Origin of the sequence: Hydrogenophaga sp. NFH-34, assembly GCF_021401345.1 — a bacterium.
Taxonomy (GTDB): domain Bacteria; phylum Pseudomonadota; class Gammaproteobacteria; order Burkholderiales; family Burkholderiaceae_C; genus Hydrogenophaga; species Hydrogenophaga electricum.
Window position 1 is genome coordinate 34838 of sequence record NZ_JACBGE010000008.1, and the last position, 23144, is coordinate 57981.

The window sequence follows — 23144 nt, forward strand, 5'->3', positions numbered from 1 at the left end:
GGGCCTTTCCCGGCATGAATTGCACGATTTTGGTGCTTTTTCAGGTGCCACACGGGTTGCGCGTCTGCAGCGCGCGGCACCGGGGCACCTGAGGGCGAACTTAAGGCTTGAAACGCGGATGCGTGGCCCGCGCGGGTCGGCCGATGCCCGAAATGTGACTTTCTTTGCAGGCCAGGGAACTCCCGGCTGGCACGTTCCCTGCTTGGGGCTGAAGGCGATGGATTCGCGGCCCGGCGTACCCGGGGCCACAGTCTGCATCCAAAGAGGGCACTGCGCTTTCCGGCCAGTGCCATGCGTTTCACCCGATGTCGGCCCCCGGGCCCTGACAACCTCCTGTCGAAGAGGAAACACAGCATGAAAATGGTTTCAGCCATCATCAAGCCGTTCAAGCTGGACGAGGTGCGCGAAGCACTCTCCGGTATTGGCGTGCAAGGCATCACCGTGACCGAAGTCAAAGGCTTTGGCCGTCAGAAAGGCCATACCGAGCTGTACCGCGGCGCGGAGTACGTGGTGGACTTCCTGCCCAAGGTCAAGATCGAAGCCGCTGTTGACGACGCCCTCGTCGAGCGCGTGATCGAGGCGATCGAAGGCGCGGCCCGCACCGGCAAGATCGGCGACGGGAAGATTTTCGTTTCCTCGCTCGAACAGGTGGTCCGCATCCGCACCGGTGAAACCGGCAAGGAAGCGCTCTGATCGCATCTCCCTGACACAAGAAAGATCACGGACATGAAAAAATTCCTTGCAACCCTGATGTTGGGACTGGGTCTGGCTTTCGGCGGCCTCAACGCCGTCGCCCAGACCGCCACCGAAACCGCCCCGGCTGCCGAAGCCGCCGCCCCGGCCGCTGCTGCCGAAGCCGCGCCGGCCGCCGAAGCCCCGGCTGCTGCGGAAGAAGCGCCCAAGGTCGATTCCGGCGACACCGCCTGGATGCTGACCTCCACCCTGCTGGTCATCCTGATGACCATCCCGGGCCTGGCCCTGTTCTACGGCGGTCTGACCCGCTCCAAGAACATGCTGTCGGTGCTGATGCAGGTGTTCGTCATCTTCTCCCTGATCAGCCTGCTGTGGGCCATCTACGGCTACAGCCTGGCGTTCTCGGGCGAGGGCAAGTTCTTTGGTGATTTCAGCAAGCTCTTCCTGAGCGGCGTGACCCCCGACACCTTTGGCGCGCTGTCGACGATCCCCGAATACGTGTTCATCTCCTTCCAGGGCACCTTCGCCGCCATCACCGTGGCGCTGATCGTCGGCTCCTTCGCCGAGCGCATCAAGTTCTCCGCCGTGCTGCTGTTCGCCGTGCTGTGGTTCACCTTCTCCTACGTGCCGATGGCCCACATCGTGTGGGGCGGCGGTCTGCTGGCTGCCGATGGCGCGCTGGACTTCGCTGGCGGCACCGTGGTGCACATCAACGCCGGTATCGCGGGTCTGGTGGGTGCCTACGTCCTGGGCAAGCGCATCGGCTACGGCAAGGAATCCATGGCGCCTCACAGCCTGACGCTGACCATGGTGGGTGCTTCCCTGCTGTGGGTGGGCTGGTTCGGTTTCAACGCCGGTTCCGCCGGTGCCGCCAACGGTGGTGCAGGCCTGGCCTTCATCAACACCGTGCTCGCCACCGCCGCTGCCACCCTGAGCTGGATCGCTGCTGAAGGCCTGATCAAGGGCAAGGCTTCGATGCTGGGTGCCGCTTCCGGTGCCGTCGCTGGCCTGGTGGCCATCACCCCGGCTGCTGGCTTCGTCGGCCCGATGGGCTCCATCGTCATGGGTCTGCTGGCCGGTGTGATCTGCCTGTGGGGCGTGACCGGTCTGAAGAGCATGCTCAAGGCCGACGACTCGTTCGACGTGTTCGGTGTCCACGGCGTGGGCGGCATCCTGGGTGCCATCCTGACCGGCGTGTTCGCTGCACCCGGCCTGGGCGGCACCATGGGCGACGACTTCGCCATCGGCGCCCAAGTGTGGATCCAGGTCAAGAGCGTGCTGTTCACCATCGGCTGGTCTGCCGTCGTGGCCTTCATCGCCTACAAGATCGCTGACCTGACCATCGGCCTGCGTGTGACCGAAGAACAGGAACGCGAAGGTCTGGACATCAGTTCGCACGGCGAAACGGCCTACAACCGTTGAGTCGTCCCCCGCGTGGCGGGCAGCATGCCGGCCTGGCCTGAAGCTGCCACGCATTTTTGAGAGTCTCCTTTGGATGTTCACCCCGCGTTGCCGCAAGGCACGCGGGGTTTTTTCTGGGGCGTGGCCCGCGGCGCCGGGCTGTGCCCGTTTGCAGGGTTTCATGCAAAAAATTCAACGGCATGTCCCAGGGGGCTCGCTACCATGGCGCCCATGCGAGACAGCCCCACGAACGAAGAACCCCAGGCCCTGATCGAGCGCGTCCGGGCCGCAGCCGCGGCAGCGCAGCCGCTGCGCATCACCGGTGGCCAGACCAAAGCCTTCTATGGCGAACCCGTTTCGGCAGAGCCCCTGAGCACCCGCGACTGGTGCGGCATCGTCAGCCACGAACCGAGTGAACTGGTGATCACCGTGCGCGCCGGTACCCCGCTGGCCGAAGTCGAGGCCGCGTTGGCCGAACAGGGGCAGCACCTGCCTTTCGATCCGCCGCACTTCGTGTCCGGTTCGGGTACGGGCGCCACCATCGGGGGTGTGGTGGCGGCGGGCCTGGCCGGTCCGGCGCGCGCCACCGTGGGCGGCGTGCGCGACTTCGTGCTGGGGGCACAGTTCATCAACGGCAAGGGCGAATGGCTGACCTTCGGCGGCCAGGTCATGAAAAACGTGGCCGGCTACGACATCAGCCGCGTGCTCGCCGGCTCTCTGGGCACGCTGGGCGTGATCACCCACCTGTCGCTCAAGGTGCTGCCGGTCGCGCCGGCCGAGGCCACGCTGGTGTTCCCGCTCGGCCAGCACGACGCGCTGGAGCAGCTGCACCGCTGGGGCGGGCAGCCGTTGCCCTTGAACGCTTCGTGCTGGGTGAAGGACGGCACCGCACCCGATGCGCCCGAACTGCTGTTCGTGCGGCTGCGTGGTGCGGTGGCGGCGGTCGAGTCGGCCTGCGAGCGGATGACCCGCGAAGCCGGCGGCCAGCGCATGGACAACGCCCAGGCCGGGCCGGACTGGGCGGCCTGCCGCGACCAGACCCTGCCATTCTTCACGGCGCCCTCGCCCGAGCTGTGCCTGTGGCGCCTGTCGCTGCCGCAGACCGCGCCGGTGCTGGACCTGCCGTTTGCCCCACTGATCGAGTGGCAGGGCACGCAGCGCTGGCTGTGGGCGCCGGCCTCGGCCGCCGACCAGATCCGCGCTGCGGCTGCTGCGGTGCAGGGGCACGCCACCCTGTTCCGGGCCGGGGCCGACGGTGCGCCCGGTGTGCGCCGCTTCAGCGCCGAAAGCCCGGCGCTGCAGGCCATCACGCAACGCCTGCGCGCCGCCTTCGACCCGAAGGGCCTGTTCAACCCTGGCCGGATGGGCTGAGTCATGCAAACCAACCTCGCCCCCGAATTCCAAGGCACGGCCGATGGCCTGGCCGCCGAGGCCATCCTGCGCAAGTGCGTGCACTGCGGTTTCTGCACCGCCACCTGCCCGACCTACCAACTGCTTGGCGACGAGCTGGACGGCCCGCGCGGCCGCATCTACCTGATGAAGCAGGTGTTTGAGGGCGCGCAGCCCACGCGCGCCACCCAGCAGCACCTGGACCGCTGCCTGACCTGCCGCAATTGCGAGAGCACCTGTCCCAGCGGCGTCGATTACGGCCGCCTGGTCGACATCGGCCGCAAGGTGGTGGACGCCAAGGTGCCGCGCCCGGCCACCGAGAAGGCGGTGCGCTGGCTGCTCAAGGAAGGCCTGACTTCGCCGGCCTTCGGCCCCGCCATGAAACTGGGCCAACTGGTGCGCGGTCTGCTGCCCGAGACGCTGAAGAACAAGGTGCCCGCGAAGCAGGACGCTGGCCGCTGGCCCACCGCCACCCACGCGCGCCAGGTGCTGATGCTCGCGGGCTGCGTGCAGCCGGCCATGATGCCCAACATCAACAGCGCCACCGCGCGCGTGCTCGACGCCGCCGGCATCCAGACCGTGGTCGCGCCCGAGGCCGGCTGCTGCGGCGCGGTGAAGTTCCACCTGAACGACCAGGATGGTGGCACGGCGCAGATGCGCGCCAACATCGACGCCTGGTGGCCGCATGTCGAAGCGGGCGTGGAGGCGATCGTGATGAACGCGTCCGGCTGCGGTGTCACGGTCAAGGAATACGGCCACATCCTGCAGCACGACCCGGCGTACGCCGCCAAGGCCGCGCGCATCAGCGCACTGACGAAAGACCTCAGCGAGCTGCTGCCCGCGCTGGTGCCGGTGCTGCAACCCAAGCTGGCCCAGAAGCCCGAGGCGAACAAAGTGATCGGCTTCCACCCGCCCTGCACGCTGCAGCACGGGCAGAAGCTCAAGGGGGGTGTCGAGACCCACCTGGCGGCGCTCGGCTTCACGGTGCAGGTGGCGCGCAACGAATCGCACCTGTGCTGCGGCTCGGCGGGCACCTACTCGGTGCTCAACCCCGAACTGGCCTACCAACTGCGCGACCGCAAGCTCGGACACCTGAACGAGCTGCAACCGGCCGTGATCGCCAGCGCCAACATCGGCTGCATCACCCACCTGCAAAGTGGCACGGCCACGCCGGTGCGGCACTGGATCGAGCTGCTGGACGACGCGCTGGCCGCCTGAGTGGGGCGGCGTCCGGCGTCGCGCGCAGGGCACAGTCAGCGGTACTGCCTCACGGCCGGCCGCTGGCTCGGTGGCCGGAGGGCGCCTGTCACGCGGTGGTGACACACCCGGGGTTATGCTGGCGGGCCGAGGCCGTTCGCGTCCGGTCCGGACCTTTTGCCACCCGACGCCACAGGAGCACCAGCATGGGTTTCTTCAGCAACATTCTCGAAAAACTGGGCATGAAGGAAGCGGCCGCTGCCCCCGTCATCATCCCGCCGGCTGCCGCCGCTCCAGCCCCGGCTCCCGCTGCAGCACCGGCTGCCCCGGCCGCGCCTGCAGCCCCCGTGGTCAACCCCATTGCCATGGTCGACGTGATGGCCCTGCTGACCGACAAGGCGGCCAAGCACCCCGAAAAGCTCAACTGGAAGACCTCCATCGTCGACCTGCTCAAGCTGCTGGGCCTGGACAGCAGCCTGGCTGCGCGCAAGGAACTGGCCAAGGAGCTGTACTGCCCCGACGAACTGATGGGCGATTCGGCCAAGATGAACATGTGGCTGCACAAGCAGGTGCTCGGCCACATCGCTGCCAACGGCGGCAACATTCCCGCCGAGCTGCTGTAAGCCGGTGCCGGACCGCTGACAGCCGCTGCCAAAACGCTGTCAGCAGGGTGGGCGCAGACTGCAAAGCCTGTTCAACACCCTTCCGGAGATTCCATGGCACACGCCCGCAACTGGTTTGAAATTCCCGTCGCCGACATGGCCCGTGCGATGCGCTTTTACGCTGCGCTCATGGGGCGGCACGCTGGCCGATCTGCTGCGTCCCGAAGGCCTGCACTGAGCGCGCCGGCTCAGGCCAGCGCGGCCTCGATGTCCTTGGCCAGCTTCTCGGGCGCGTCCTGGGGCGCGTAGCGCCGGACCACGCGGCCGTCCTTGCCGACCAGGAACTTGGTGAAGTTCCATTTAATGGCCTTGCTGCCCAGCAGCCCGGGCGCTTCGGCCGTCAGCCAGCGGTACAGCGGGTGGGCATCGGCGCCGTTGACGTCGATCTTGCTCATCATCGGAAAGCTCACCCCGTAATTGCGCTGGCAGAAGGCGCCGATTTCGGCGTTGCTGCCCGGGTCCTGGTGGCCGAACTGGTTGCATGGAAAACCCAGCACCACCAGACCGCGTTCGCCGTAGGTCTGGTGCAGTTTTTCCAGGCCGGCGAACTGGGGCGTGAAGCCGCAGGCGCTGGCGGTGTTGACGATCAGCAGCACCTGGCCCCGGTAGCGGTCCAGCGGGACGGTCTGCCCCTCGATGGAAAGGGTTTCGAAGGCGTAGAGGTCGGTGGCCATGGGCATTCCTGTCCGGAAAAATGAAACGGCGGACAAGCACTATGGCAGAGCGGGAACGCCCGTGTGTGAAATCGGACATGCCCGGCCGGCCGCGCCCACCGGGCGTGTGCAGGCCGGGCAATCCGGGCATACTGCGAAAAGTTAATTCCAACGTACACATTCCCGGGCAGGAACATGGGCAGCGCTTATTCGGTCGCCTTGGTCGGTTTCTCTGAAGCCGAATCGGCCACCTTCGATTCGTTTTTTCGCATGGCGGCGCGGCGCCCGCCGGCCTACCGGGTCCAGGACGAGGTGTTGGACGCCCAGATCCTGGTCGTCAACGCCGACAACGCCCAAGCCCTGCACCTGGTGCGTTACGCCGAACTGCCGGGCAAGGTCCTGCTGGTGGGCCATCACGACGGCGGCACGGGCTGGCCGCTGCAGCGCAAGCCGGTGCGGCTGGTGTCGGTGCTCGCGGCGCTGGACGCCCTGACCGGTGTGCGCCGCGGGGCGGCCGCCCCGCGGGAACAGGCGCCGGTGGCCGCCCAAGGCTTTGCGGCCACCGAGCCGTTCCACGCTTCCCTGTTGCAGGGGCTGGATGTCAGCATGCAGCGTGGCGGCCAGGTCACGGCGGCTACGGCCCCCATGGTGCCCGCGGTCAGAACGTCGCGACGCCGCTCGGCCGACAGCGAATTTCCGCCCACGCGGCCGTTGCGGCGCGCGGCTGCCGAGGAGCGCGTGGCCGCGCCGCCCGCGGCCCCCCCTGCGCCCCCGCCGGCACCCGTGGCCGCACCGGCCCCCCGGGCTGCCGCCCCGCGCGGCGAGCGCCCGGGGGTGGTGCGGCTCACCGACTTCGGGGGGCTGGAAGACCTGCCCGCACCCCTGTCGGTGCGGCCAAAGGCGCGGTCCACGCGCTCGCGCGCGCCGGCGGTGCCCGAGGTGCAGCGCGGGGACGCGCTGCTGGTGGCCGAAAGCCTGGTCGAAGGTCGTATCCTCTTCAAGCGTTTTGCCCGCTACGGCCTGTCGGTCGACTGGTCGCGCGAAGGGTCGCAGGCGCTGGCCATGCTCAAGGCCCACCCGTACCGGCTGGTGATCGTCGACCGCATGTCGCGCGATCCCGACGGCTTCCAGGTCTGCCGGCAGGCCAAGCAGGTGCGCCTGCCCAATGGCCAGGCGCCGGTGGTGGTGATGTTCGCGCCCAGTGCCGGCAGCATGGAGCGCATCAAGGCCGGGCTGGCCGGCGCCGACGCGTATTACTCGCGCTCGGTCACCGAAGCCGAGCTGTACCGCACCCTGGCCGCGCACCGGCTGATCAACCTGCACGCGTTCGAGCCGACCAACGTGAGTTTCTGAGCGCGCGCGGCGCTCAGCCGTGCAGGTCGTCCCGCCGGGCGATCTCCAGCAGGCGTTCGAGCTCGACGCCGTGGTGCCGCTGGTTGTGCTGGTGCCAGCGCATGATCAGCCCCATCACTCCGGCCACGATCAGGCCGAAGATGGTGATGGCGGCAAAGGCCGACAGCCCCAGCCCGGTCGACAGGCTGTAGAGCGCCCCCAGGCCCAGGATGCAGGTCTGTTCGTTGAAGTTCTGGACCGCGATCGAGCGGCCCGAGCCCATCAGGTTGTGCCCCCGGTGCTGCAGCAGCGCGTTCATGGGCACCACCAGGAAGCCGCCCAGCCCACCCAGCAGCACCAGGAACGGGGCGGCGACCCAGACGTTGTCGATGAAGTTCATGCCGATCACCAGCAGCCCCATCGCGATGCCCAGCGGCATCACCCGTGTGGCCTGGTCCAGCCGCATGCGCAGCGAGGCGACCACCGCGCCCACGGCCGTGCCCAGCGCCACGACGCCGACCAGGCTGGACGCCTGCGTGGTGCTGTAGCCCAGCGCGGCGCCGGCCCAGGCCAGCACGATATAGCGCAGGTTGCCGGACACGCCCCAGAACAGGGTGGTGGTCGACAGCGAGATCTGGCCCAGGTGGTCGCGCCAGAGCCGGCTGTTGCAGCGCCAGAAGTCGGGCAGCAGGGCCAGCGGGTTGCGCGGCATGGGCCGCGGGGTCACGCCGGTCAGCGGGATGCGCAGGTTGAACATGGCCGCCAGGGCGTAGACACCCACCAGCACCGCGATGGCGGCCTCGGCCGGGTGGTCGATCCCGAGCGAAAGGCCTGGCAGCTGGATCGCCATGAGTTGGGCCGAGAGGTAGGGGCCAACCAGCTGGCCGCCCAGCAGCACGCCCAGAATGATGGAGGCGATGGTCAGGCCCTCGATCCAGCCGTTGGCCTTGACCAGCTGAGAGGGGGGCAGCAGCTCGGTGAGGATGCCGTACTTGGCCGGCGAATAGGCCGCTGCGCCCAGGCCGACCAGCGTGTACGCGGCCAGCGGGTGCACGCCGGTGAGCATCAGCAGGCAGCCGGCGACCTTGATCGCGTTGCTGATGAACATCACCTGCCCTTTGGGCCGGGCGTCGGCGAAGGCCCCCACGAAGGGGGCCAGGGCGACATAGAACAGGGCGAACAGCGGCACCAATGCCGCGCTTTGCCATTCGGGTGCGTGGCGGCTGCGCAGCAACTCGATGGCGGCCACGAACAGCGCGTTGTCAGCCAGGGAGCTGAAGAACTGCGCCGTCATGATGGTGTAGAAGCCGCGCTTCATGGGGATGATTCTGTGGACCGGGTGGTCTGGGCACCGTTTGGGCCCGGGTCAGCAGCGGTTTTTTGTGCGAAAGTCGGCGCTATCTCCAAGGATGCGGGGTTATAGCATGGCACCCTGAAGGGCCCATGAAGCGCCACCGCCGCCCGTTCTCCCGCCGTTTTCTGTCGTTGCCATGCCCCGCCCGATCCTCGCCACCGTCCACCCCGAAGGGCTTCGCCACAACCTCGCACAGGCCCGGGTGCGGGCACCCGATGCCCGGGTCTGGGCGGTGGTCAAGGCCAATGCCTACGGGCACGGCATCGAGCGCGCCTTCGAGGCCCTGCGCGGTGCCGACGGTTTTGCGCTGCTGGACCTGGCCGAAGCCGAACGGCTGCGGGCCCTCGACTGGCGCGGTCCGATCCTGCTGCTCGAAGGCGTGTTCGAGCCGCGCGACCTGGAGCTGTGTTCGCGCCTGGGGCTGTGGCACGCGGTGCACTGCGACGAGCAGATCGACTGGCTGGCCGCGCACAAGACCCAGCAGTCGCACCGGGTGTTCCTCAAGCTCAACAGCGGCATGAACCGGCTGGGCTTCACGCCCGGCGCATTCCGCGCGGCCTGGGCCCGCCTGAGCGCCTTGCCCCAGGTCGACGAAATCGCCTTCATGACCCACTTCAGCGATGCCGACGGCCCCCGCGGCATCGACCACCAGGTGGCGGCTTTCGAGGCCGCCACCGCCGACCTGGCCGGTGAGCGCACGCTGTGCAACACGGCTGCGATGCTGCGCCACGCCAGCCGGCCGCTGCGCGGCGTGGGCGTGAGCACGCTCGCGGCCGACTGGGTGCGCGAAGGCATCGCGCTTTACGGCAGCGCGCCCGACTACCCGGAAAACAGCGCTGCGCACTGGGATCTGCAGCCGACCATGACGCTGAGCACCCGCGTCATCGGCACCCAGCGGCTGCAGGCCGGGGATACCGTGGGCTACGGCTCCACCTTCACGGCGGACGGACCGCTGCACATCGGCGTGGTGGCCTGCGGTTATGCCGACGGTTACCCGCGCCACGCCGGCACCGGCACGCCGGTGCTGGTGAACGGGGTGCGCACCCGGCTGGTCGGCCGGGTCAGCATGGACATGATCACCGTCGACCTGTCGCCGCTGGACGCCGCAGGGGTGCCCGCCGGCATCGGCAGCGAGGTGGTGATGTGGGGCGTCTCGCCCAGCACCGGCGCCGTGCTGCCGGTGGACGAGGTGGCCCGTGCTGCCGGCACCATCAGCTACGAGCTGTTGTGCGCCGTGGCGCCGCGCGTGCCCTTCGCGCCGGTCTGACCGGTCGGGCACGGTCCGGTCGGCGTTCCGGCACCGGGGCAATCGCCTGTAGGGGGTGGGGGTATTGTACCCCTGGGGGTATATGAATATACTCGGCCCGTACAGGAGAACCCCATGCGTGCCGCCGATCTGTTTGCTGTTTTTGCCTTGCCCCTGGAACGGGCATCCACCCGCCGGAGCCGGCCTGGGCGCGTGCGAGCGGCCTGGCGTCTGATCGTGGCGGCGGCCTTGCTGCCGCTGGCGGCGCTGGCGCAGACCGGCCCCCGCGTGCCGGTGATCACGCTCGGTGCGCAGGCGGTGGCGCCCACGGCGGTGTTCGACGGCACCCTGCAGGCGGTGCAGCAGAGCGTGCTGTCGGCGCAGGCCAGCGGCCGCATCACGGCGCTGCACGTGAAGGCGGGTGACCGGGTCAAAGCCGGCCAGTTGCTGGCGGTGATCGACGACCGTGCCACCCAGGCCGGGGTGGCGCAGGCTTCGGCGGGTGTGGCCCAGGCCGATGCCCAGCTGGCCAATGCCCAGGCCGCGTATCAGCGCACCCGCGACCTGCGGGCGCAGGGCTTCGTGGCCCAGGCGGCGCTGGACGCCGCGCAGGCGCAGTACCGCGCGGCCCAGGCGGGCGCGGCGGCGGCGCGTGCCGGCCAGACCCAGGCCAGCGTGGCGCAGGGTTTCACCCGCGTGACCGCCCCGTACGACGGCTGGGTCCTGTCGACCCAGGCCGAGGCCGGGCAACTGGCCCTGCCGGGCGCGCCGCTGCTGACCGTGTACGCCCCTCAGTCCCTGCGGGCGGTGGTGTACGTGCCGGCGTCGCAGCAGGCCGTGGCCGCGCAGGCGCAGACGGTCGAGGTGCTGCTGCCCGGCGCCGAGCGCTGGGTGGCGCCGGCCGCGAAGACCGCGATGCCGGCGGCCGACCCGGTGTCGCAAACGGTGGAGTGGCGGCTGGACCTGGCCCAGGCCGACGTCCATGGCCAGGTGCCGGGGCGCCAGCTCCAGGTGCGTTTCGTGGGCAGCGCTGCGGCCGGTGCGCAGGCCGCGCGGCTGATGGTGCCGGCCTCGGCCCTGGTGCGGCGGGGCGAGCTGACGGCGGTCTACGTGGTGGCCGGCCGCGGCGAAGGTCAGCCGGACGGCTTTGTGCTGCGGGCCGTGCGCGTGGGCGCCACCCACGCGGCCGGGCAGGGCGCGACGGTGGAAGTCCTGGCGGGCCTGCAGGCGGGCGACCGCGTGGCCACGGACCCGGTGCGGGCCGGGCTGAACGGGGCCCAGCCCGCAGACCGTTGAGGGCCTGACCATGAAACCCATTGCTCCCGATTCCCGCGAAAAGCTGGGCCTGTCCGGCACGGTGGCGCGGGCTTTCCAGGCCAATGCCATCACCCCGCTGCTGGCGCTGGTGGCGCTGCTGCTGGGCCTGTTCGCCGTGCTGGTCACACCGCGCGAGGAAGAGCCGCAGATCAACGTGACCATGGCCAACGTGCTGATTCCTTTCCCGGGTGCGTCCAGCGCCGACGTGGAGAAGATGGTCGCCGCGCCGGCCGAGCAGGTGCTCTCGCAGATCCAGGGCATCGAGCACACCTACTCGGTGGCGCGCCCCGGGGTGGCGGTGCTGACGGTGCAGTTCCAGGTGGGCGTGCCGCGCACCGAAGCGCTGGTGCGCCTGTACGACGTGCTCAACGCCAACCAGGACTGGCTGCCTGCCGGCCTGGGCGTGCTCACGCCCATCGTCAAGCCCAAGGGCATCGACGACGTGCCGGTGCTCGCGGCCACGCTGTGGACCGATGGCGCGGACAGTGCGCACGCGCTGGAGCGCGTGGCGCACGCGGTCGAGACCGAGCTCAAGCGTGTGCCGGGCACGCGCGAGGTGGTGACCATCGGCGGCCCCGGCCGCGCCGTGCACGTGTGGCTGGAGCCGAACCGCCTGCGCGAGCGCGGCGTCAGCGTCCAGCAACTGCAGGCGGCGATCGCGGCGGCCAACCAGGCCATGCCTTCGGGCTCGGTGGTGAACCCGAACCCGGCGCCGGGCGAACCCGGCATGTGGTCGGTGGAAACCGGCGAGTTCCTGCGCAGCGAACAGGACGTGGGCGACATCGTCGTCGGCGTGAACGCCGGCCGGCCGGTCTACCTGCGGGAGGTGGCGCGGGTCGAAGCGGGTGCCCAGCTGCCCCAGCGCTACGTCTGGTTCACCCCGGGCGTGGTCGACGAAGCCCATCCCGGCGCCCAAGGCCGGAACCACCCGGCCGTCACGATCACCGTGACCAAGAAGCCGGGCGAGAACGCGGTCGACGTGGCGCGCGGCGCGGCCGAGCGGCTGGACAACCTGAAGAACACGGTGATCCCCGACGACGTGCAGGTCAGCATCACCCGCGACTACGGCCAGACCGCGGCCGACAAGGCCAACAAGCTGATCCAGAAGCTGATCTTCGCCACCGGCAGCGTGATCGTGCTGGTCGGCCTGGCGCTGGGCCGGCGCGAGGCGGTCATCGTCGGCACCGCGGTGATCCTCACGCTCACGGCCACGCTGTTCGCGTCCTGGGCCTGGGGCTTCACGCTCAACCGGGTGTCGCTGTTCGCGCTGATCTTCTCCATCGGCATCCTGGTGGACGATGCGATCGTGGTGGTCGAGAACATCCACCGGCACCGCCAGCTCACGCCCGACGCGCCGCTGCGCGAGATCATTCCGCGCGCGGTCGATGAAGTGGGCGGGCCGACGATCCTGGCCACCTTCACCGTGATCGCGGCGCTGCTGCCCATGGCGTTCGTGACCGGCCTGATGGGGCCGTACATGAGCCCGATCCCGATCAACGCCAGCATGGGCATGGCGATCTCGCTCGCCATCGCCTTCACCGTCACGCCCTGGCTGGCGCTGAAGCTGACCAAGGCCCATGGCGCCGACGGACACCACGCAGACCACGGTCCGGGCAAGCTCACGCGCGGCCTGCAGAACACGTTCACGAAGATCCTCACGCCCTTCCTGGCGAGCGCCCGCAAGCGCTGGCTGCTGGCGGGCGGCATCATCGCGGCGCTGCTGCTGTCGGTGGGGCTGGCGATGGTGCAGTGGGTGGTGCTGAAGATGCTGCCCTTCGACAACAAGAGCGAATACCAGGTGGTGGTCGACATGCCCGCCGGCACGCCGCTGGAAGACACGGCCGCCGCGCTGCAGGACATGACGGCCTGGCTGGCGCGGCAGCCCGAGGTGACGAACGTGCAGGGCTATGCCGGCACCGCCAGCCCGATCACCTTCAACGGCCTGGTGCGCCAGTACTACCTGCGCGCGGAGGCCGAAGGCGGCGATCTGCAGGTCAATCTGGTCGACGCCCACCACCGCAGCGACAAGAGCCACACCATCGCGCAGCGCCACCGGCCCGCGCTGGAGCGGATCGCGGCCGCGCACGGTGCGCGCATCAAGGTGGTGGAAGTGCCGCCGGGCCCACCGGTGATGTCGCCCATCGTGGCCGAGGTCTACGGGCCGGACGAGGCCGGGCGGCGCGAACTCGCGCAGCGTGTGGCCCAGGCGTTCGCCGACACGCCCGACATCGTGGCCATCGACACCACGCTCAAGGAAGCCGCGCCGCGCGCCTTCCTGCGCATCCAGCGCCAGCGCGCCGAGTCGCTCGGCATCCCGGTGCAGGTGATTGCGCAGACCGCGTACGCCGCGCTGTCGGGCGCGGACGTGGCCTACCTGCACGACGGGCAGGCCAAGTTCCCGGTGCCGGTGCGCCTGCAACTGCCGCTGGAGCGGCAGGTCGGGCTGGACGCGGTGCTGGCGCTGCCGCTGAAGGCCGCCAACGGAGCCATGGTGCCGCTGTCCGAACTGGTGACGGTGGAGCGCGGCGTGATCGACCAGCCGCGTTACACCAAGGACCTGATGCCCGTGAGCTACGTGTTCGGCGACATGGCGGGCCACACCGACTCGCCCCTGTACGGCCTGTTCGGCATCCGGCCCCGGCTCCAGGCGGCGGCGCTGCCGAATGCGGGCGAGCTGGGCGAATACTGGATTTCGCAGCCCCGGGACCCGTACCGCGAATACGCGATCAAGTGGGACGGCGAATGGCAGATCACCTACGAGACCTTCCGCGACATGGGCGCCGCCTACGGCGTCGGCCTGATCCTGATCTACCTGCTGGTGGTGGCGCAGTTCCGCAGCTACGTCACGCCGCTGATCATCATGGCGCCGATCCCGCTGACGATGATCGGGGTGATGCCGGGCCACGCGCTGCTGCAGGCGCAGTTCACGGCCACCTCCATGATCGGCATGATCGCGCTGGCCGGCATCATCGTGCGCAACTCCATCCTGCTGGTGGACTTCATCGAGCTGGAAACCGCGCGCGGCGTGCCTTTCGCGCAGGCGGTGGTGCAGTCGGCCGCGGTGCGGGCGCAGCCCATCGCCCTGACCGGCCTGGCGGCCATGATGGGCGCCTTCTTCATCCTCGACGACCCGATCTTCAACGGTCTGGCGATCGCGCTGATCTTCGGCATCGCGGTGTCCACGATGCTGACCCTGGTGGTCATCCCGGTGCTGTATTACGCGGTCTATCGCCGCCGGCACGAGGCGGCCGACGCCTGAACCTGTGTTCCCCGTTTTTCATCAAGGAGTTCCCCATGACCGTTGAACGTTGCATCCGCATCCTGGCCGGTTTTGTCGTCATGCTCTCGCTCGCGCTGGGCGTCGAAGGCAGCCCGATCTTCGTCAACCAGTGGTTTCTGGCGCTGACCGCTTTCGCCGGCTTCAACCTGTTCCAATCCGGCATCACGGGTTTTTGCCCGCCCGCGTTTCTGTTCCGCAAGCTGGGCATTCCCGACGGCGGCGGCCACTGCGGCAGCGGCAAGTGCCAGTGAGTTGATTCCGCCGGGCGCGGCCTGACCGCCCGCCCGATCCTGTGAGCCGTTTCCCGAACCGATCATGTCCCACCCGACGCCCTTGAAATTCCTCATGCCCGGCTGGTTTGCCATCGTCATGGGGCTGTCCGGCCTGGCGCTGGCCTGGCACCGTGCCCAGGGCCTGCTGGGCGATCTGGCGCTCGGCGTGGCGCTGGTGGCCGGGGCGGCGGCAACGCTGGTATTCGGGGTCTTGCTGGTGGCGTCGGTGCTGCGCTGGCAGCGCTACCCGGCCGCGCTGGCCGAGGACCTGCGCCACCCGGTGCGCCACGCCTTCATCGCCACCGTGCCGGTGTCGCTGCTCCTGCTGGCCACGGTGGGCCTGGCGCTGGGCGGTGGCGGCGGTGCCGCCGTGCTGAACGCGCTGTGGTGGCTGGGCAGCCTGGGCCAGCTCGCGGCCACGGTGTGGGTGCTGGGGCGCTGGCTGGCACCGGCCCCCGCGGCGGCGCCAGCGGGCGGTCTGTGGCCGGCCGTCACCCCGGTGCTGCTGATTCCGGTGGTCGGCAATGTGGTGGCGCCGCTGGCCGGTGTGGCGCTCGGGCACGACCTGTGGGCCCTGGCCCAGTTCGGCCTCGGTGCGTTCCTCTGGCCGGTGGTCATCGTGCTGGTGATGGTGCGCCGCATCGCCCACGGGCCCCTGCCCGACCGGGTGCTGCCCGCCTGGTTCATCACGCTGGCACCGCCGGCGGTCATCGGCGTGGTCGCGGCCCAGATGGGCGCCCCGCGGGCGGTGGTGCTGGGGTTGTGGGGCACGGGGCTGTTTTTCCTGCTCTGGCTGCTGCCGCTGGTGCGACGCATCGCACAGCAACCGTTTGCCGTGCCGTTCTGGGCGCTGTCCTTCCCCCTGGCGGCCTTCACCGTGCTGACGCTGCGGGTGGCCGAACTCACGCTCTCGGGCGGCTTTCGCACCCTGGGCGTGCTGATGCTGGCGCTGACGTCCGTGGTGATCGTCTGGCTCGGCTTCGCCACCGTGCGCGGCCTGCGCGAAGGCTCGCTGCTGGCGCCGGAACCGGTGGCCAGCATCACGCCGGTGACCCCGTGAAAACCCCGCACGGCGAGGCGGTCGATGCCCGGCGGCTCGCCGAGCTGATGCACCGCCTGCGCCGGGCCGAAGGGCAGGTGCGGGGCGTGCGAAAACTCCTGGAAGACGGGGTCGACTGCACCCTGATCGCGCAGCAGCTGCTGGCCGCGCGGCACGCGCTGGACAGCGCGTTTGTCGATCTGAACCTGGCGCTGGCCGCCTCCGACCTGACGGCGGCCCCCGATCCCGGTGGCGAGCGCCTCGGGGCCGTCATGGCGCGTCTGCAACGCCAGCTGGGCGGCACGCGATGAGGCTGGCGGCGGGCAGTTTTGCGTTTCGGTGACGCAATCGGGCGGGCAGTCGCTCCCACAATGCACTTTTCTGTGATTTGTGGTCCCGCCTGCCGTGATTGCCCTGCCCGACGTTGCCCTCTGGAGCCTGCTCATCGCCGCCGCCTTCGGGGCCGGTGTGCTCAACGCCATCGCCGGGGGCGGCAGCTTTCTGACCTTTCCGGCCCTGGTGTGGGCCGGTGTGCCGCCCATCAGCGCCAACGCCACCAGCGCGCTGGCCGTGAGCCCCGGTTATCTGGGCAGCACGCTGGGCTTCCGCCCGGAACTGCGCGCACTGCCGGCCCGCCGCCTCCGGCGGGAGACGGCCATCGCGGCCGCCGGTGGGGTGGCCGGCGCCTGCCTGTTGCTGGTGACGCCGGCCCACCTGTTTGCCGGCCTGGTGCCCTGGCTGCTGCTGTTTGCCACCGCGCTGTTCGCCGCCGGTCCGGCGCTGGCCCGGCGTACACAGGCCGGGTCGGGCCGCGGGCCCGATCGCTGGCGCGAACCCGGGCTGCTGCTGGTCGCCATCTACGGCGGCTACTTCAACGGCGGGCTGGGCATTCTGCTGATGGCGCTCTACACCCTCACCGGTGAAACGCGCCTCAACACCGTCAACGCGCTCAAGAACCTGAATTCGCTGGTGCTGTCCTGGCTGTCCGTGGCCGCCTTCGTGATGGCGGGCGCCATCGCCTGGCAGCAGGGCCTGGTGATGATGGTGGCCGCTACGGCAGGCGGTTACTTCGGTGCGCGCTGGTCGAAGGCGCTGCCGGTGGCCTGGGTGCGCGCGGGCGTGATCGTCACCGGGCTGGTGATGAGCGTGCTGTTCTTCCTGCGGGGCTGAGCGGCGGTTTCCCGGCAGGGCTCACCACCCCAGCCAGGCCCCGGCCTGCTGCCAGGCCGCGATGGCCAGGTGGCCGACCGAGATGGCGTAGCCCACACCAGCGGCGCCCACGGCGGTGGACACCAGCAGGGCCAGGCCATCGCGGAACAGCCAGCCCAGGCCGAGCAGCATCAGGCTGGTGCCGGGCAGCACGTTGCCCAGCGGCAGTGGCAGGAAGATGAGCGCCGCCATCAGCGCCATCCACAGGCCCCAGAGCACGCGGGTGCGGTGGTGGCACAGCGCCTGCCAGCGCGGACGCAGCCAGCGTTCGGCGCGTTCGTAGGTCCAGGCGAGGCCGTGCAGGCAGCGCTGCGACCAGCGCGGATTCAGGTGCAGGGCGCTCAGGCGCTCGGGCAGGTGCAGGCTGTCGCGGCCGCGCAGCCAGGCACCCGCCAGGGCCAGGATGCCGAAGCTCAGCACCGTGCCCGCGCCGGCCACCGGCAGCATCGACAGCAAGGCCATCAGCAGGAGCAGCACCGCCCCGGAACCCTCGCCGTGCAGGTGCAACAGCTCGCGCAGACTCAGCGGTGTGGCGGTTTGGGTGGGAGCCGCCTGCCGGGTGGCGGCCTGCCGCAGGCGCTGGGCGAGTCCGGCGTGCACGGTGTCAGCTCCCGAAACCCGGTTGCGGACCCGGTGCCGTGCGCGCCGGATTCCAGCGGCCCGCGAGCCAGTGCAGGACGCCGGCCACCGCCAGCAGCAGGGCCATGCCCAGGCCCCAGCCGACCCCGATCAGAGGGCCGAGCCAGGCCATCACCGCATCGCCCGAGGGCAGCACCGCCGACAACCCGCGCAGCAGGTCGGCCGCCAGGGCCTGCCAGGCGGCGAGCGTGGCGGTGTCGAGCCAGGGCGCGAGCCAGTCGGGCAGCGCGGGTGGCGTGGGCGCGCCCACCGATCCGGCCGCCTGGTCGAGCGCACCGGCGGCCAGCGTGCCCAGCAGCCAGTCGGTGACGCGGTGGGTGAGGGCGGCCAGGCCGGTCCACAGCACAGCCAGCAAGGCCGTCAGGCTCCAGATCAGCGTTTTCATGGCGGCTTGCGTCAGTCGTTGCCGCCGATGCCGAACAGGTGCAGCAGGCTGGTGAACAGGTTGAAGGCCGAGACGAACAGGCCCACCGTGGCCAGCACGTAGTTGGTCTCGCCGCCGTTGACGATGCGGCTGGTCTCGAACAGGATCAGACCGACCGACAGCAGCGCCACCAGGGCCGAGACCGCCAGCGCCAGGGCCGGCAAGGTGAAGAAGTAGGCCACCAGCGCCAGCACGATGGCGATCACCAGGCCGGCGAACAGGAAGCCGCCCATGAAGCTGAAGTCGCGCCGCGTGGTCAGCACGTAGGCCGACAGGCCGACGAAGGTGGCCCCGGTGGCGGCCAGCGCGGCGACGATGGTGCCGGCGCCGCCGGGCAGGGCCAGGGTGTGCGAGAGCAGCGGGCCCAGCGTGTAGCCCATGAAGCCGGTCAGCGCGAACACTGCCGGCAAGGCCCAGCCGCTGTTGCGCAGCTTGTGCACCGCGAACAGCAGGCAGAAGTAGCCCACCAGCGTGAGGACCAGGCCGGGCGAGGGCCAGGCGTTGGCGACGGCCAGGGCCGCGGTGCCGGCGGCGAACAGGATCGTCAGCGACAGCAGCGCATAGGTGTTGCGCAGCACGCGAGCGACCTCGGGGCGGTCGCTCAGCAGGGTGGTGCCGCGGGCGGCGGCGGGGTGGCGTTCAAGGTGTTCCATGCGGGTCTCCGGTGAGGGACGAACGGGATCCTGAAAGATAGGGGTGCAGATCTGCTCGATAAAGCAGAAAATGCATGAACCAGCTTCTGTAAAAATCAGACCATGCAGTCGGAACTCAATTACAAGCACCTGTATTACTTCTGGGTCGCCGCCAAAGAAGGGGGCATGTCGCACGCGGCGGCACGCCTGGGCATGGCGGTCCAGACGGTGAGCGCACAGGTGCGGCTGCTCGAACAGTCGCTGGGCCATGCGCTGTTCAAGCCGGCGGGCCGGGGGCTGGCCCTGACCGAGGCCGGGCAGACCGCGCTGCAACTGGCCGAGCAGATCTTCCTGCTGGGCGAGCAGTTGCCCACGGTTGTGCGTGACGCCGCCACGCAGACCAGCGTGCGCCTGATCGTCGGCATTTCCGGCGGGCTGCCCAAACTGGCGGTGCGCGACCTGCTCGAACCCGTGATGGACGAACCCCGGCTGCGGCTGATGTGCCACGAGGACGACTTCGACGACCTGCTGGCCGACCTGGCGCTGCACCGCATCGATGTGGTGCTGTCGGACCGGCCGGCCCCGGCCAACCCCAACCTGCGCCTCTACAGCCACGCGCTCGGTCACTCACCGCTGGCGTGGTTTGCGTCCGCGAACTGGCTGGTCGGCGCGCGCGAGGGCTTTCCCCGGAGCCTGGAGCACGTGCCCGTGCTGCTGCCCACGGCCCACACCTCGGTGCGTCTGCGGCTGGACCAGTGGTTCGAACGCCAGGGCATCGCCCCGCGCGTGGTTGGCGAATTCGAGGACAGCGCGCTGCTGGCCACCTTTGGCGCCTCGGGCATGGGCGTGTTCCCCGCGCCCGAGCACGTGCGCGAAAAGCTGGAAAACGGCTACGGCCTGACCTGGGTGGCGCCCTGCGACGGGGTGCAGGAGCACTTCTACGCCATCGGCACCGCGCGCAAGGTGCAGCACCCGCTGGTGCAGCGCCTGCTCGAAGCGCATCTGGGCGAGCAGTGACGGTGCCGGCCGGGTTTTTCACGCCGGCGGTCGATATGCCGTGGACCGTGCAGGGCCCGTTTCGCATGCGGCCCGGGCTGTCGCGGCTGGCGGCCGAGGGTGCCCCACCTGGGGCCTTGTTCCACCGCGATGCGCTGGCGCCCGCGTACGCCGCCGCCAAGCGCGCGGTGCTGGCCCACCAACCCGCGCGGGCCCAGGTCGGTGAGGCCGATCCGGCGGTGCTCGCCGCCATCGCCGAAGCGTATGCGCGCGAAACCGGCGTGCACCTGGCGCCCGAGGCCGATGCCCTGGCACGGGGCCTGCAGGAAGACTTCGTGATCCTGCACGACGAGCCCGTGCCCGACGGCGCCACCGGCACGTTGCGCACGCGGTTCCTGTCCGTGTGTTTCCCCTCCAACTGGGTGCCGCAGGAAAAGCAAGGCCTGGACTTCCTGGCCATCCACGCGCCGGTGGCCGACAACGCGCTGCTGCTGGCCGGTGCCCGCGGCATCGTGGACATGGCGTTCCGCCAGGCGCCCATGCTGCGCCATGTGTGGCTGCTCACGCCCGGTGGTGAACTGCCCCAGCACCCCGACACGCGCCGGGTCCGCTGGGAAGACGCGCTGGCCCGCGCCGAGGCGGGTAGCGGCCGCCTGATCGAGCAGGTGTTCTTCCGCGTCGAACGCCAGACCACGCTGCCGCTGCCCGCCCTGCGGCGCGGCGTGTTCTTCATCCGCGTGATGGTCTGCCCGCTGGCCCAGGTGCTGGCCGTGGAACCCCGCCGCGCGGAGGCGCTGCGCGCGGCCCTTGCCTCCATGACCGACGCCGTGGTGGCCTACCGCGGCATGGGCGCGGTGCACGCCCGTCTCTGCGCCGAACTGGCCACAGCCTGAAAGACGCGGGCCGGCCTCAGGCCTCCCGGTCGAGCAGGGTGCCCAGCATGCGGTCGGTGGTCTGCAGGGTCTTCAGGTTGGCGGCGAAGCTGTAGAGGCTGATCCGCTGATCGACCAGATCGTCGGCCAGGTGGCCGAAGTCGCCGGTGCCGGTGGACGTTTCGGTGGCCTGGCCGATGCGCGTCTCGACGCCGCCGCCGGGCTGCGCGGTCTGCGTCACCGTCTGGCGGCGGAACCCGGGCGTCTGGGCGTTGGCGATGTTGTGCGCGCTGGTGTCCAGCCGCTGCCGGGCGGCGTTCAAACCGCTCAACGCGGTCGCGATGGGGTTGAGGGTCAGGGCCATGGACGGAGGACGGGCGTGGGTGGGCCGGGCCAGAGGCCTTGGCTGGTTTTCGGTGGTCCGCCGGAAATCTGAAGCCGCCGGGGCGCCGAAAGGCCCGCGCGCCGACCGGCGGTGCCGGTTCGTGGCACGATCGCTGCTTTTCGCGATCGCCCCACGACTTCAGCCATTCCCATGGAACTGCCCGCGCACCAATTGAGCATGACGGTGCTCATGACCCCCGACACCGCCAACTTTTCCGGCAAGGTGCACGGCGGCACCATCCTGAAGCTGCTCGACCAGGTGGCCTACGCCTGCGCCAGCCGCTATGCCGGTACCTACGTGGTGACGCTCAGCGTCGACCAGGTGATGTTCCGCCAGCCGATCCACGTGGGCGAACTCGTCACCTTCCTGGCGTCGGTCAACCACACCGGCAGCTCGTCGATGGAGGTGGGCATCAAGGTGATTGCCGAGAACATCCGCACGCAGGACAAGCGCCACGTCAACAGCTGCTTTTTCACCATGGTGGCGGTCGACGAAGCGGGCAAGCCCACCACGGTGGCGCCGCTGCGCCCCTTCACCCCCGACGAGCGTCGCCGCCATGCCGCCGCCGAGCTGCGCAAGAGCATGCGCCGCGAAATGGAACAGCGCTTCGCGGCCATCAAGTGACGGCGCCTGCGGGCACCGGCCCGGTGGCCCCTGAAGAGCGGTTCTTCGAGACCTTTGACGGTTACACCCTGCCGGTCCGTGTGCTGCCCGCTGGCCGCGGCAGCCGCATGCTGGCATTGCACGGCGCGCGCTCGAACCTGGAGCGGCTCGACCCCTGGCTGCGGCCGTTGCAGGCGCGGGGGGTGGCCAGCCTGGCCGGCAGCCTCTCGGGCCATGGCAGCGATTCGCCGCTGGCGCTGGACGCCACCTCGCTGGCGCGCAACCTGCAGGAAGCCCTGCGGTTTTCGGCGCGCCTGTCGCCCGGCCCCGAGGTGGTCATGGGCCACAGCCTGGGCGGTGCGCTGGCGCTGAAGGTGGCCGAAGCGCACGCGGCCACGGTGCACACGCTGGTGCTCGGCGGGCCGGCGCTGTACCCGGAAGCGGCCTTCGCCGCGCCGCACTTCGGCCCCCCGTTCACGGCGGCGATTTCGGTGCCTTTCGGGTTCCGGGATTCGGCGTCGCTGGCCTTTCTGAGGCGTTTCCAGGGCCGGGTGCTGCTGGTGACCGGGGAATACGACGGCCTGCCGGCCCAGGCCCACGGCGGGCAGGCCGGGCGTTCGGCCGGCACGGTGACGGTCACCGTGCCCGACGGCGCGTCGCGCACCGTCTACAGCCCGATCCCGGCCGAAGTGCTGGCGGACATCCGCGCCGCGGCCGGTGCGCGCTGCAGCACCATCGTGCTCGAAGGCTGCGACCACCGGATGTCGGCGCACCTGGCGCGGCGGCCCGCGGTGGCGGACCGGCTGGCCGAACAGGTGCAGCGGATCATCGCGGCGGCTGGTGCGGGGCCGGCTGTGCACGGGCGCATCGGCGCTTCGGGCGCGTGGCGCGCCTGACCGGCCTCAGCCCCGCAGTGCCAGCACGCCCTGCCACACCGCGAAGCCCGCCAGCACCAGGGCCGAAACCTGGTTGATGCGGCGGCGCCAGGCGTCGGTGAAGCGCTGCCGCGAGGCGGCCACCCCGGCCGACAGCAGCAGCCACCACAGGGTCGAGCCGGCCAACACACCCGCAATCAGGGTCAGCGGTGAGACGCTGACGGCCAGACCACCGCTGAGCGCGCCGAACACCGCGACGAACGACAGGATGGTGGCCGGGTTGGCCAGGGTGAGCAGCACTGTGCCCGCGAACGCGCCGGCCAGATCGGCGGCACCCGCCTGGGCGGCCGAGCGCGCCAGCGGGGCCCGCCAGGTGCGCCAGGCCAGCCACAGCAGCAGCGCGCCCCCGCCCAGCGCGAGCGGCAGGCGCAGGGTCTGCAGCGTGCCGATGAGCCAGTGCACACCGAAGGCACCGACCGCGCCGTAGCAGGCGTCGGCCACCGCCGCCCCGAGCCCGGTGGCCAGGCCCATGGCCATGCCGCGATCCAGCGTGCGCTGGATCGTCAGCAGACCGATGGGCCCGACCGGTGCCGCGATCGACAAGCCGATCAGCATCGCTTTGAGAAAAACAGAGGCTTCCGTCATGCCGCTATCGTAGACAGGCCATCGCCGTT

The 23144-nt window shown here is 70.2% G+C and carries 24 protein-coding genes; 17 read left to right on the plus strand and 7 right to left on the minus strand.

Annotated elements, in window-relative coordinates; all coding sequences use genetic code 11:
• Positions 1–354 precede the first annotated feature (354 nt).
• From L0977_RS09185 to L0977_RS09205, 5 genes are all read left to right on the plus strand, one after another.
• On the plus strand, positions 355–693 hold the full coding sequence (locus L0977_RS09185) for a P-II family nitrogen regulator (RefSeq protein WP_234264562.1): 339 nt from the start codon (positions 355–357) through the stop codon (positions 691–693).
• 33 nt (positions 694–726) lie between these two features.
• Positions 727–2115, plus strand: a complete 1389-nt coding sequence (locus tag L0977_RS09190; RefSeq protein WP_234264563.1) for an ammonium transporter — start codon at positions 727–729, stop codon at positions 2113–2115.
• Between the two features lie 210 nt (positions 2116–2325).
• On the plus strand, positions 2326–3465 hold the full coding sequence (gene glcE / locus L0977_RS09195; protein WP_234264564.1) for a glycolate oxidase subunit GlcE: 1140 nt from the start codon (positions 2326–2328) through the stop codon (positions 3463–3465).
• Between the two features lie 3 nt (positions 3466–3468).
• Positions 3469–4701 carry a glycolate oxidase subunit GlcF gene (glcF, locus tag L0977_RS09200; RefSeq protein ID WP_234264565.1) on the plus strand — a complete coding sequence of 411 codons (1233 nt, stop codon included), beginning with the start codon at positions 3469–3471 and terminating at the stop codon, positions 4699–4701.
• A gap of 185 nt (positions 4702–4886) precedes the next feature.
• A complete protein-coding gene (locus tag L0977_RS09205) occupies positions 4887–5303 on the plus strand; it encodes a DUF3597 domain-containing protein (RefSeq protein WP_234264566.1) in 417 nt (138 codons plus the stop codon).
• A 227-nt stretch (positions 5304–5530) separates the two neighbouring features.
• Here the strand turns inward: L0977_RS09205 and L0977_RS09210 are convergent, their stop codons facing one another.
• Entirely contained in the window at positions 5531–6016 is a 486-nt protein-coding gene (locus L0977_RS09210) for a glutathione peroxidase (protein ID WP_234264567.1), read from the minus strand.
• A gap of 174 nt (positions 6017–6190) precedes the next feature.
• Here L0977_RS09210 and L0977_RS09215 point away from each other — a divergent pair, with 174 nt between their 5' ends.
• A complete protein-coding gene (locus L0977_RS09215) occupies positions 6191–7348 on the plus strand; it encodes a response regulator transcription factor (protein ID WP_234264568.1) in 1158 nt (385 codons plus the stop codon).
• A gap of 13 nt (positions 7349–7361) precedes the next feature.
• Here the strand turns inward: L0977_RS09215 and lplT are convergent, their stop codons facing one another.
• On the minus strand, positions 7362–8645 hold the full coding sequence (gene lplT, locus L0977_RS09220) for a lysophospholipid transporter LplT (protein ID WP_234264569.1): 1284 nt from the start codon (positions 8643–8645) through the stop codon (positions 7362–7364).
• Positions 8646–8817: 172 nt separating this feature from the next.
• Between lplT and alr the strand changes: the two genes are divergently transcribed.
• The 7 genes from alr to L0977_RS09255 all read left to right on the plus strand — a co-directional run bounded on the left by alr (position 8818) and on the right by L0977_RS09255 (position 17005).
• Positions 8818–9948, plus strand: a complete 1131-nt coding sequence (gene alr, locus L0977_RS09225; protein WP_234264570.1) for an alanine racemase — start codon at positions 8818–8820, stop codon at positions 9946–9948.
• Positions 9949–10062: 114 nt separating this feature from the next.
• Entirely contained in the window at positions 10063–11223 is a 1161-nt protein-coding gene (locus L0977_RS09230; RefSeq protein WP_234264571.1) for an efflux RND transporter periplasmic adaptor subunit, read from the plus strand.
• A 10-nt stretch (positions 11224–11233) separates the two neighbouring features.
• Positions 11234–14503, plus strand: coding sequence for an efflux RND transporter permease subunit (locus tag L0977_RS09235; RefSeq protein ID WP_234264572.1), 3270 nt, complete (start codon positions 11234–11236; stop codon positions 14501–14503).
• A 35-nt stretch (positions 14504–14538) separates the two neighbouring features.
• On the plus strand, positions 14539–14775 hold the full coding sequence (locus tag L0977_RS09240; protein ID WP_234264573.1) for a YgaP family membrane protein: 237 nt from the start codon (positions 14539–14541) through the stop codon (positions 14773–14775).
• 64 nt (positions 14776–14839) lie between these two features.
• Positions 14840–15856 (plus strand): SLAC1 anion channel family protein, encoded by a 1017-nt coding sequence (locus tag L0977_RS09245; RefSeq protein WP_234264574.1) that lies wholly within the window; start codon positions 14840–14842, stop codon positions 15854–15856.
• Positions 15853–16146 carry a metal-sensitive transcriptional regulator gene (locus L0977_RS09250; RefSeq protein ID WP_234264575.1) on the plus strand — a complete coding sequence of 98 codons (294 nt, stop codon included), beginning with the start codon at positions 15853–15855 and terminating at the stop codon, positions 16144–16146. Before L0977_RS09245 ends, L0977_RS09250 begins: the two co-directional genes overlap by 4 nt.
• A gap of 94 nt (positions 16147–16240) precedes the next feature.
• Positions 16241–17005 carry a sulfite exporter TauE/SafE family protein gene (locus L0977_RS09255; protein WP_234264576.1) on the plus strand — a complete coding sequence of 255 codons (765 nt, stop codon included), beginning with the start codon at positions 16241–16243 and terminating at the stop codon, positions 17003–17005.
• Positions 17006–17026: 21 nt separating this feature from the next.
• On the opposite strand, the gene L0977_RS09260 is transcribed toward L0977_RS09255, so the two are convergent.
• Genes L0977_RS09260 through L0977_RS09270 form a run of 3 tightly spaced genes read right to left on the minus strand, consistent with a single transcriptional unit; the run spans position 17027 to position 18760 of the window.
• Positions 17027–17644, minus strand: coding sequence for an exopolysaccharide biosynthesis protein (locus L0977_RS09260; protein WP_234264577.1), 618 nt, complete (start codon positions 17642–17644; stop codon positions 17027–17029).
• Positions 17645–17648: 4 nt separating this feature from the next.
• On the minus strand, positions 17649–18068 hold the full coding sequence (locus tag L0977_RS09265; protein ID WP_234264578.1) for a hypothetical protein: 420 nt from the start codon (positions 18066–18068) through the stop codon (positions 17649–17651).
• Positions 18069–18079: 11 nt separating this feature from the next.
• Positions 18080–18760: a Bax inhibitor-1/YccA family protein gene (locus L0977_RS09270; RefSeq protein ID WP_234264579.1), complete on the minus strand. Its 681-nt coding sequence runs from the start codon at positions 18758–18760 to the stop codon at positions 18080–18082.
• A 102-nt stretch (positions 18761–18862) separates the two neighbouring features.
• On the opposite strand from L0977_RS09270, the gene L0977_RS09275 reads away from it, so the two are divergent.
• Both L0977_RS09275 and L0977_RS09280 read left to right on the plus strand, forming a co-directional pair.
• Positions 18863–19756, plus strand: coding sequence for a LysR substrate-binding domain-containing protein (locus tag L0977_RS09275; RefSeq protein ID WP_234264580.1), 894 nt, complete (start codon positions 18863–18865; stop codon positions 19754–19756).
• A gap of 35 nt (positions 19757–19791) precedes the next feature.
• Positions 19792–20628: a heme-dependent oxidative N-demethylase subunit alpha family protein gene (locus tag L0977_RS09280; RefSeq protein WP_234264581.1), complete on the plus strand. Its 837-nt coding sequence runs from the start codon at positions 19792–19794 to the stop codon at positions 20626–20628.
• Positions 20629–20644: 16 nt separating this feature from the next.
• Here the strand turns inward: L0977_RS09280 and L0977_RS09285 are convergent, their stop codons facing one another.
• Positions 20645–20971, minus strand: a complete 327-nt coding sequence (locus L0977_RS09285) for a flagellar basal body protein (RefSeq protein ID WP_234264582.1) — start codon at positions 20969–20971, stop codon at positions 20645–20647.
• A gap of 171 nt (positions 20972–21142) precedes the next feature.
• Here L0977_RS09285 and L0977_RS09290 point away from each other — a divergent pair, with 171 nt between their 5' ends.
• Both L0977_RS09290 and L0977_RS09295 read left to right on the plus strand, forming a co-directional pair.
• Complete coding sequence (locus L0977_RS09290) at positions 21143–21616, plus strand: acyl-CoA thioesterase (RefSeq protein WP_234264583.1); 474 nt, start codon at positions 21143–21145, stop codon at positions 21614–21616.
• On the plus strand, positions 21613–22491 hold the full coding sequence (locus L0977_RS09295; RefSeq protein ID WP_234264584.1) for an alpha/beta hydrolase: 879 nt from the start codon (positions 21613–21615) through the stop codon (positions 22489–22491). The genes L0977_RS09290 and L0977_RS09295 overlap by 4 nt, the downstream gene beginning before the upstream one ends.
• Positions 22492–22497: 6 nt before the next feature.
• On the opposite strand, the gene L0977_RS09300 is transcribed toward L0977_RS09295, so the two are convergent.
• Complete coding sequence (locus L0977_RS09300; RefSeq protein ID WP_234264585.1) at positions 22498–23115, minus strand: LysE family transporter; 618 nt, start codon at positions 23113–23115, stop codon at positions 22498–22500.
• Positions 23116–23144: the final 29 nt, after the last annotated feature.